Origin of the sequence: uncultured Gimesia sp. (assembly GCF_937910335.1) — a bacterium.
Taxonomy (GTDB): domain Bacteria; phylum Planctomycetota; class Planctomycetia; order Planctomycetales; family Planctomycetaceae; genus Gimesia.
Genome location: NZ_CALEMX010000107.1, coordinates 1 through 9,868 on the forward strand (window position 1 = coordinate 1; position 9,868 = coordinate 9,868).

Sequence of the window (9,868 nt, forward strand, 5' to 3'; positions counted from 1 at the left end):
TTGCCTAACACACGGATAATATTTGCATCCTGATCCCAGTTGCTTAGATCGAGAGCGACTAACTCGGAAACACGTAGTCCAGCGGAATAGAGTGTCTCTAGGATAGCACGATCTCTAAGTCCCATTTTACTATTGGCCGGGGGGGCTTCAAGTAGAGCACCGATTTGGTCAGTTGTTAAAAAATGCGGTAGCTTTCTACCAGTTCGCGGTGTTCGAAGTGGCTTCGCCGGATTTGTTTTTGTGTACCCTTCTCTGCAACAATAGCGAAAAAAACTTCGCAGGCAGGCTAAGCGTCTGGCAATTGTTGTCCGTTCGTATTGACATTCGTGCAAATATGCCACATAGCGACGCAATTCGTTAATTTCGATACGGTCCGGCGGTAGAAGTGAACCTTCATACTCGGTCAGATATTCGATGAGGCTTTCCAGATCTTCGGCATAAGATTTGAGAGTGAGATCGGATGCGTTGCGTTCTATTTGCAGATATCGCAGAAAGCTGTCTATCGCGTCATGCAGTTCTATTGACCTGATAGGTTGCGAAGAAATCATAAGAGTTCAAATATCTGTTATTAGTTTCAGACATGGATTTGCAGCTGGAGAATTCGCGATTCTTGAAAGCAGAGGTGACGAATTCAAGCTGTTTTACGCAAACGACTGGATTGTTCTTCCAGTTCTGCTTCGCGTCTTAATTTTCTTACCTTCTGGCTCATGACAGCAGCATCATACCAAGTGAAACTTAATTCTTTATCAGCCGCATATTGACCTAATGTCTGTAACATCTGAGAAGAGCTGACATCATCATAGAGAAACACATAGCGTTCTGTCTCTTTTACTAATGCAACGACATTCATTTGCTGTTTCACTATAGAAGTCCTTTGTATTTCTTCAGAGCACGCGATTCAGAGACGGGATTGGTTGGGTGTGCTCATTCAACCGCAATATTAAATATCGGCTGTCGAGCAGTAGAATTATCGGTATTTTCTTACTTTGAAGATGATCTGGTGCTTAGCTTGCCCACCATGCAACGTTAGCATCTCTAGAATCATTAAATGTGATGTAAACCGTATAAAGTCCTCACTCCGATGCAGATACGCTTCCCATCCGCCGCTTCGACGATCGCCACTGACTTCCAGATAATCCCGCAAATGAGCTACTAAAGCTGCGTCAGATCCATCAAAGAGCCTCGTGTAAGACATAAAGGGCTGGCGTGGATCATAGGCGTCTGCATTTGTCGAATTGTTTGTTGGATAGAATTCTTCCAGTTGCTTCGGATACGAAGGAGTTTTTTGTTTTGGTTCCAGATCAGATGGCAGTGGTGGTTTGGGGGCGACTACCGGTTGCCGTTCTGATTGTATGTCCGGTGGCGGTTTCAATGTCGTTGGAGTTTGTACAAATTGATCCGTCGATTGTGCTCCCTGATTGGCTTGAGCGTAAGCTTGAATCACACTTGTTCGATTTTTGAGGTCAGACCTTGAGTTAAGAGTTTCCGATGATTGTCCACGAATAATTATTTTCGCTGCGGGAGCGGGGGCAAGTTCAGGACTTTTTGGTTCGCAGCCATCGGGACAATCTTCTTCCCATTTGTCCCGCTTCATATTCTTTTCTCGTTTGGTCGTTTTTCGTTTTATGTGAGATGCCTGTTTCACATCACGATTTTTTTGTTTCTCTTCCCATTTTGTTTCTTTAGCAACCAGACGGTCCATTTTAAATAATGCATTCAGGGCATTTTTTTTGTTATGGCGTTCCTCGACCATCAAAGGAACTCCAGGGGTAAATTCCTGAGCATGAGGCGAATACCATGAAACCTGCATGCCAATTCGAGGTGGGTAATAGGGGGAATAATCAGTGATAGCACCGATTACAACTGCGTCAACATTCAGGATTTTTGCCAGTTTGAGAACATCATCCGGATTATTCATTTGTAGTTGATGTTCCACCATCGCTACCTCAGAGACGCCCAGGGGTAAAACCTGGAAACCAGGGACCTTTTGCAATTCTGCATAATAAGCGAGTGCAAATCGACGTCCGTCAACGTCCGGTTCCTGACTGAGATTAAAAAATGGAACGAGTGCTACGGTTTTCAGCCTGGGATTGGGATTAGTGACAGAGGTATGCATGATGACACACCCTGAAAGGCAGCTTAAACAGATTAATAAGGTAAAAATGCGAATCAGCACTGGATGGTTTCCATTGGATGAAGCCAGAAAGGATCGATTTCTTTTTTATCGGCATAACCGCTAAGGTAACTTCAATGAGAAATATTTAAGTATTTACCCTATTTTTACATTTGGCATAAATAGTTATATTACAGAGTTCTCTTGTCAGAGGTTGTCCTGGATGTCACTATAATCAGGCAGAGAAATGACTGAATAAAATCTTGTAAGTATCTGTAACACCCCCTATTCATACTTAAAGTTCCCATGAATTCCCCACTTCCTTCTCAACCCGATTTGCGACCTCCTGTTTGTTATGGGACGCTCAAGTTAAGCTCCCGGTATTTACTCTCTCCATTAGCAGGGTATACAAATTTACCTTTTCGGCGGATTGTAAGAGATATCGGTGGAGTTGGCTTAGCAACAACGGATCTGGTCAATGCACGTGGATTGCTGGAAGGCAGTTCTAAAACTCTTCAGCTGATTCAAACTTGTCCCGAAGATACTCCATTTGCAGTACAAATCTTTGGGAATGACCCGAAACAGATGCAGGAGGCTGCGCAATTGCTACAGGATCGCGGCGTTGATTCAATTGATATCAATATGGGATGTCCCGTCAATCGGATTGTCAAAGGGGGCGCTGGTGCAATTATGATGTGCCATCCCGACAAGACTATCGCATTAGTTCAATCGGTTGTTGAATCTGTGAAGATACCAGTGTCCATAAAAATGCGTCTTGGCTGGGATGATCTCAATTTAACAGCTCCCTTTTTTGCCAGAGAATTTGAACAGGTGGGTGTCGTTGCCGTGGCCATTCATGGTAGAACTCGCGAGCAGGGCTTTCGAGGTTCGGTCAATCATGACGGGATTCGGCAGGTTGTGGAAGCGGTGCAATCAATACCAGTGATAGGAAATGGTGATGTAACTAGTATTGCAGACGCTGACTATATGCTGAGAACCACAGGTTGTGCAGGTGTTTCCATTGGACGTGGGGCTTTGTCAAACCCATGGATATTTCGTCAATTGGTTCAATGGGAGCAGACTGGTCAATGTGACCCTCCTGGAAATTTTGATGATCGCCTGGAACTTTTATTACGCCAATTTCGCTACCTGCTTGAAATGACAACAGAACATCGCGCCATTTCCATGTTTCGAAAAATGGGCCATTGGTATTTGAAGTCGATGCGTGTGATCCCTGCATTGCGTCACCAATTCCAATGTGCACAGAATTTAAATGAATTTGAAGAAGCAATCAAAACGATTGCAGAAAAAGGCCCGAGATCTGGTTCCCGAAATGGAATTCTGCCTGAGATGCATATTCCTGTTCCTGGTGGCGCTGTTGAACGCTGGTGATAAAGTCGTCGTGTTAAACGTCTTCGTCCAGCTCTTCTACGAGAGAATGATCTAGTTCGATACGAAGTTTGGTTACTTTTCGCTCATCGGATTCAAGAACATCAAAACGCAACTGTTGCCAAGTGAGAGTATCACCGGCTTGTGGGACCTTGCCAACCTGGGTAATCACAAATCCTCCAATGGTGTCGAAGTCTTTTCCTTCAGGCAGGCCATAGTCGAATTGTTCATTGAGATCGTCGATATGAACTCGGGCATCAACCTCGATGATATCCTTACCCAGTTCAAAAATCATCTGCTCTTCTTCTTCATCAAACTCATCAACGATATCGCCGACAATTTCTTCGAGTACATCCTCCATCGTGACTAAGCCTGCAACTCCCCCATATTCATCAATGACAATTGCCATATGGACATGCTCTTTCTGCATCGTTTCCAATAAAGAATCAATACCCGTTGTTTCAGGAATATAGAACGGTGTAAACATTAGATCGCGAATGGTCAGTTTTTCTGAAGAATTGGAATTCTGGTTGTCCTTTGAAAAGTGCTTTAGAAGTTCACGCGCATAAAGTATTCCTACAATATCGTCGGTTGAATCGCCGATCACAGGAATGCGAGAGTGAGCGACTTCGATAAACTTGAGCAGAGCATCGTCCAGAGTAGCGTTGACGGGAATATAATCGATATCCATTCGCTGAGTCATAATTGCGGCAACATCTTCGTCCTGCAATTCCATCACGCGTTGAATCATTTTACCGGCTTCCGATTCGAGAATTCCTCCACGAGCCCCTTCTTCAATCACAGAAAGTATCTCTTCACTGATGTTGGCCTCCCGGCCATTTTTATTCTCTTCTATCCCCGCCAGTCGATGTGAAAACTCGTCAATTTTCCAGGAGGTCCAGATCACAGGTTTGAGTAACACAGATAACCAGCGAATCACGGGCCAGGATTGCTGTAGGAAGCGTTCACCTGAAATTCGTGACACTGTCCAGGGGACAGTCATTAGAATGAAGATTCCTACAATCAAAGCTAGAATCATTTGAAGGAAGAATTGAGTTGTTACGGAGAAGGAATTGAACTCAGCAGGGATTTCAACGTATTGATGAGTCAGAAGTGATGAAATAAGAATTACACCAGAAAGGTAGCAAAAGTCAGCAGCCAGGAGAATTGTTGGATGTGATCTCAGTATGTCACTGAATCGATTTGGTACACCCGCTTCGTTACAGAGTGTCTCTAATCGACTTCGTGAAAAATCTCTTAAAGAAAAACCCAATAATCCTGAAAACAGGGTGAATAAAATTAAAACTGCAAAAATCAGCGTGACCATAGATAGTGCAAAGAGCCAAGTTTTTAAGTGACAATATCGATTCTATTAATCTTTTGAAACCAGACTAAAGTTTAACAAAATCGACGAATACATGAATCTGTTAAAAGGGATAATTCTTACGCTTTTCTCACTCTTCCTGCCTGGGGATTGACAGGGCCTTGTGATCAAAAAACTGTTGTTCTTTTGTCCGCATTAGATCAAGTTCTTCTGCAGTTAAGTCATCGTAACCACACAGGTGTAACACACCATGTATCACATAAAGCAAGAGTTCATTCTCAGCGGACCAATTGTAGTTCTCTGACATGTCGCTGGCCATTTCCGCTGAGACCAGGACTTCGCCATCAATGACCTTTCCTGCCCCTCTCAGCTCAGGCACTTGTTTTTCTAGGTCTAACTGGCAATCCAACAGAAAACTAAGAACATCTGTATTATAGTCGTGATCAAGGTATTGTCGATTGAACTTACGGATCGTCGCATTATCAATGATAGCCAGACTAATATCTGCCCTTACTACATTTTCTGATTGGAGAAGAAAACAGACGGTTTCCTGGAGTAGTGCTTCATCGATAGAAAGGTGACTCTGCGAGTTTTGAATTTTGATCAGAAACTGGTCTTTTGTGTTCATTTATGCAATCTAGCGGGAGTTAAGCGGAGCGCTCTTCCGGATATTTAATACGCCCGTGATAGATACCAATAAGAGATTTCACCAGGGACTCTTCAACAATATTTATTTCACTTAAAGTTAATGAGCAATCATTAAACTGGCCATCCAGCAGGCGTTTCATGACCAGTGAGTGAACCAGCGAAACGATCCTTTTTGGTGTGGGATCGCTGAGAGTTCGGCTGGCACTTTCGACGGCATCGGCCAGCATCATTACTCCTGCTTCTCTGGTTTGCGGTTTGGGACCAGGATAGCGGAACGAAGATTCTTCTGCATCTGTTTTGTGGTCCAGGCTAAGATCTGCCTGCTTTTCAGCTTCTCGGAAAAAATATTCAACCAGAGTCGTGCCGTGGTGTTGTTCGATAAAGTCTATCAATGGTTGCGGTAGATTATGTTGACGTGCCAGATCAACCCCGTCTTTGACGTGTCCAATGATAATTAAAGTACTCATTGCTGGTGCCAGATTGTCGTGCAGGCTTTCACTACCCACTACCATGTTCTCGATGAAATATTGTGGTTTCAACATTTTTCCAATGTCATGGTAATAGGCTGCGACCCGCACTAAAAGACCGTTGGCGCCAATCTTATCTGCTGCTGCTTCCCCGATTGTTGCCACTGAGATGGAATGGTTATAGGTTCCTGGGGCACGACGAACTAATTCCTGAAGCAATGCATGGGAAACATCACTCATTTCTAATAAGCTGATGTCAGTTACGACACCAAACAGAGATTCAATAAACGGCAAACTACCGGCTACGAGATATCCAGCAGCAAGGCACCACCCTGCTCCCTGCAGACTTTCCCATAAAACCTGCTGGTCAAAAAAACCATTGGACAGTCCCTGATTATTAATCAGGTTGATTCCCCAGTAAACCAGGAAATAGGTAAGCCCTGTCCCAAAGCCGAGTTTAATCAGTGTTGATCGAGAAGAGACACTACCGAGAGAGATGACCGCGATTGCAGAGACGCTCATCAGAACTACAAAATGTCCCAATGATCCACCTGAAGATAGACAGAGAATCAGGGAAAGCGATAATGCTGTCAAGATAGCCATCATTTGATCATAAACAATGGCAAAGACCATTACAGTAACTAGTAGTGGCAGCACTTCTGCACGCCATGGATCGTAAGAGAGTAGCCGCCCAAGGAAGATAGTTAGAACAATAACGCTTAAGTAGATGCTTAAACGGCTAACAGTGTTTGTGATGGATTTTTTATTATGCAGCAAGTGGTAGCCATTGAGCACCGCAAGCACGATGAGCATGAAGAAAATAATGGTGATGCGGACAATTCGCTCATAGAAGGGAACGACTTCTTCCCTGGCTTCATGTTCGGCACTCAACAATGCAAGTTGTGATTCATCGATTACCTGTCCCGGTTCAACTAAGATTGTCCCGCGTTGAAATGTATCGAAGGTCTCTTTGACAAGTTGTCGGGCCTGGTTTCGCTCTTGTAAGGTTCTTTCTGAGTCGTAGACCAGCGTGGTCGGTGCTTGAAAAAGTATCCAGTGTGAAAGAACCGCAGACATGGGAGCCAGTTTGGGGTTACTTTTCCATGCTCTTCCAATAACCCCATTTTCCGAAAGTTGGTTGGGCAGCTGGATGTCAAAAGTGGTCACGATCCGGCGTGTATCGATATTCTTGTTAATGATTGCGATATCGTCATCTGCATGGATTTGATTTTTCAACAAATCCGATTCATTTACAATCCCATAGATCAACAGTGGTGAAATTAGTTTTTTGAAGTTCTCGATCAAATCATCAATTTTTTTGGTATCGCTGGAATCAGGGCTGCTGACAACAGATTTCAGTTCTGCGAATGTCTGCTCCGACTCCTCCGGAAATTGATCATTAAACTGTTCCAGTCTCTGGGAAGAGATTAACCCCAGTCTTGCTCTTATTTCAGTATCTAACTCATCTAAAGATTTCGCCGTTGAAATTGCTTCCAGATCTGCTTCGAGCAATAACGGCAACTTTTCGATCAAATCTGTTTTCTGGTTAAATGTATAGGGGACTGCAGATTCTTTTTGGGTTCGTTCGCGATCTGTTTCTATGGGGTTGGCAATTTTAAAAGTGGCATTTGCGAGTATGCCATGTTCTGCAAACATACCAAGTCGATAAGGAAAGGGTGCTTTCCAGCCTTCGACTGCGATCAATAAAATCAGGATTGCTAATAAACACACACTCAGGCGCGACAAGGTTCCTCGATTGCTTAATGATTCGCGCAGCTTCGAACTAAATTTGGATGAATCTCGCAAACTGGCAGCAAGTGCCGTTCTTGATTTTTTAGAACCAAAAAAAGCCATGGAAGTGACCTAAAGAGTGAAGATTAAAAAACAAAAAAGTAAATAGTATCAGTGTCCCATTGTGTCTTCATTTTGGTAGGCTTTCACAATTTCACCTACCAGTCTGTGTCGTACAATGTCTTCATTTTTTAGTTGAACGACTCCCACACCTTTGATATTTCGCAAGCGAGTAATCGCATCGGTCATGCCACATGAAATATCGGGTGGCAAGTCAATCTGTGAAATATCACCTGTGACAACAATTTGTGATCCCATACCCATCCGGGTGAGAAACATTTTCATCTGAGTTACCGTAGTATTCTGGGCTTCGTCCATGATGATAAAAGTGTTATCAAGAGTACGTCCGCGCATGAATGCTAAAGGTACCACTTCCACGATATCATTTTCCATATAGCGATTCACCTGGTCGAAATCGAGCAAGCTGCTTAATGCATCCAGAAGCGGTCGTAAAAAAGGGTTTACTTTTGCCAGCATGTCACCGGGAAGGAATCCCAGCTTTTCTCCTGCTTCTACCGCAGGACGGACAAGAACGATTTTTCGTACGCTTTCTGTTCTTAAAGCGTGGATTGCCATCGCAACTGCCAGGAACGTTTTCCCGCAGCCAGCAGGTCCTGTACAAAAAACAAGATCGTGCTCGCCAATTGCTTTGATGTATCCAGACTGTCCTGGTGTTCTTGGATGGACCTTTTTTGTTTTCTCAAACAGGTCAATCGAAGAGGGGGTGGTGGTCGGAACCTGCTTCACCTGTTCGCTGATAAAGCTCCCATTGTACAGAGCGGTTTGAACCTGTTCGGCACTGAGTTCTCCGGTACTTTGGATGATTGCTTTTAGTTCAGCAAAAATCCGAAGTGATTTTTGGATAAGCGAATCATCACCGATAATTCGGAGTTCATCATTTCGGTGTACAATACTTACACCTAATGAATCCTCGATTTGTCTGATGTGACAATCATGTGTTCCTAATAAAATAGGAATCTGGTCAGGATCAGAAAAAGAAAGAGTGGCTTCTGACATCAGAAATTCTGCGTGTGCCTCCGAAAAATAAGGAATTCAACAATTCCAAGGATGAAAATAATGACATGAAAAATTGAATTTCGCCATGCTGAACTGACTGAAAACTTTAATAATCCCCAGACTGAAATCCAAAGCTTGAATATGGTTTCTATTTCAATGCACTAAGTCTACTCCAGCAAAACAGTAAGAGAAAGGAGAGACTTGTCCTTAAACTGGTGTTTTTTTGTAAATTATGAGTCAACAAGAGGTTATAGAACGTGAATTATCTGGTAGATCTCTGTTTTCCAGTCAGGAAAGATTAAAAAATATGAAATGGTCCAAGTAAAAAAATTCAAGAATCACAATATTACCTATCCATTACAAACGGGATATTTTTGCTTTCATGTACTTTGTTGATGTCAAGATCTAGCGTTTGGGTAATGCACCTGAGGGACCCTGCTTAGATACTGTCGATTGTATTGGTAATGCTCAAGATAAAGCCGCAACCTGTTCGATGAATTGTTCATAGGATGCAGAATCGGTACCAATGTAAAAAGCGCTAAAGATTCTGTTGATCCATTCAGAGTCAAATACATCCAGTCTCCTGACGGAACTGATGAAATAAACGTGAAAAGGCTATTGGAAATGTACGAAACAAACTTTGGGTTCAAGAATCGACCCTTTACCGTTTCACCCTGCCCGAATTGTTTCTTTCAAGCTACAGAGCACCAAAACGTCCTGGATGAGTTGCTAATCACAAATTCCAGTATGAACGGCATCTCGATTCTTACCGGAGACGCGGGGACAGGGAAAACCGCGATTTGTCAACAACTGATTTCTCAGTTAGAAAATCAGTTTCAAATTCAGTTTGTTGAGCACTGCAATTTTCCGACTGTAAGAGCATTGTTGCAAACTTTGCTTTACGGATTAACAGACTCTTATGAAAAAGTCAGTGAACAGGAATTACGACTTGCTTTAAATGCTGAAATTCGATCCTCATTTTTGGCGCATGATCAGCCATTGCTGGTGATTGTCGACGAAGCTCATCTTTTGAGTAGTCCCTTTTTAGAAGAACTGCGC

The 9,868-nt window shown here is 43.2% G+C and carries 9 protein-coding genes; 2 read left to right on the forward strand and 7 right to left on the reverse strand.

The window, feature by feature from the left end:
* The 3 genes from Q0668_RS04250 to Q0668_RS04260 form a co-directional block, all read right to left on the reverse strand.
* On the reverse strand, window positions 1–548 hold a 548-nt coding region (locus Q0668_RS04250; protein WP_298860275.1), incomplete at its 3' end, for a site-specific integrase.
* A gap of 83 nt (window positions 549–631) precedes the next feature.
* Window positions 632–862 (reverse strand): hypothetical protein, encoded by a 231-nt coding sequence (locus Q0668_RS04255; RefSeq protein ID WP_298860278.1) that lies wholly within the window; start codon window positions 860–862, stop codon window positions 632–634.
* Between the two features lie 105 nt (window positions 863–967).
* Window positions 968–2,116, reverse strand: coding sequence for a hypothetical protein (locus Q0668_RS04260; RefSeq protein WP_298860281.1), 1,149 nt, complete (start codon window positions 2,114–2,116; stop codon window positions 968–970).
* 303 nt (window positions 2,117–2,419) lie between these two features.
* On the opposite strand from Q0668_RS04260, the gene dusB reads away from it, so the two are divergent.
* On the forward strand, window positions 2,420–3,505 hold the full coding sequence (gene dusB, locus Q0668_RS04265) for a tRNA dihydrouridine synthase DusB (protein ID WP_298860284.1): 1,086 nt from the start codon (window positions 2,420–2,422) through the stop codon (window positions 3,503–3,505).
* A gap of 13 nt (window positions 3,506–3,518) precedes the next feature.
* On the opposite strand, the gene Q0668_RS04270 is transcribed toward dusB, so the two are convergent.
* From Q0668_RS04270 to Q0668_RS04285, 4 genes are all read right to left on the reverse strand, one after another.
* Window positions 3,519–4,829 carry a hemolysin family protein gene (locus tag Q0668_RS04270; RefSeq protein WP_298860287.1) on the reverse strand — a complete coding sequence of 437 codons (1,311 nt, stop codon included), beginning with the start codon at window positions 4,827–4,829 and terminating at the stop codon, window positions 3,519–3,521.
* Window positions 4,830–4,956: 127 nt separating this feature from the next.
* Complete coding sequence (ybeY, locus tag Q0668_RS04275) at window positions 4,957–5,454, reverse strand: rRNA maturation RNase YbeY (protein ID WP_298860290.1); 498 nt, start codon at window positions 5,452–5,454, stop codon at window positions 4,957–4,959.
* Between the two features lie 19 nt (window positions 5,455–5,473).
* Complete coding sequence (locus Q0668_RS04280) at window positions 5,474–7,795, reverse strand: HDIG domain-containing metalloprotein (RefSeq protein ID WP_298860293.1); 2,322 nt, start codon at window positions 7,793–7,795, stop codon at window positions 5,474–5,476.
* A 48-nt stretch (window positions 7,796–7,843) separates the two neighbouring features.
* Complete coding sequence (locus tag Q0668_RS04285) at window positions 7,844–8,809, reverse strand: PhoH family protein (protein ID WP_298860297.1); 966 nt, start codon at window positions 8,807–8,809, stop codon at window positions 7,844–7,846.
* 624 nt (window positions 8,810–9,433) lie between these two features.
* Between Q0668_RS04285 and Q0668_RS04290 the strand changes: the two genes are divergently transcribed.
* On the forward strand, window positions 9,434–9,868 hold a 435-nt coding region (locus Q0668_RS04290; RefSeq protein ID WP_298860300.1), incomplete at its 3' end, for an ATP-binding protein.

Coding starts and splice junctions, on each gene's coding strand:
- Q0668_RS04260 (WP_298860281.1), bottom strand. CDS start 2,116: ATGCATACCTCTGTCACTAATCCCAATCCCAGGCTGAAAACCGTAGCA.
- dusB (WP_298860284.1), top strand. CDS start 2,420: ATGAATTCCCCACTTCCTTCTCAACCCGATTTGCGACCTCCTGTTTGT.
- Q0668_RS04270 (WP_298860287.1), bottom strand. CDS start 4,829: ATGGTCACGCTGATTTTTGCAGTTTTAATTTTATTCACCCTGTTTTCA.
- ybeY (WP_298860290.1), bottom strand. CDS start 5,454: ATGAACACAAAAGACCAGTTTCTGATCAAAATTCAAAACTCGCAGAGT.
- Q0668_RS04280 (WP_298860293.1), bottom strand. CDS start 7,795: ATGGCTTTTTTTGGTTCTAAAAAATCAAGAACGGCACTTGCTGCCAGT.
- Q0668_RS04285 (WP_298860297.1), bottom strand. CDS start 8,809: ATGTCAGAAGCCACTCTTTCTTTTTCTGATCCTGACCAGATTCCTATT.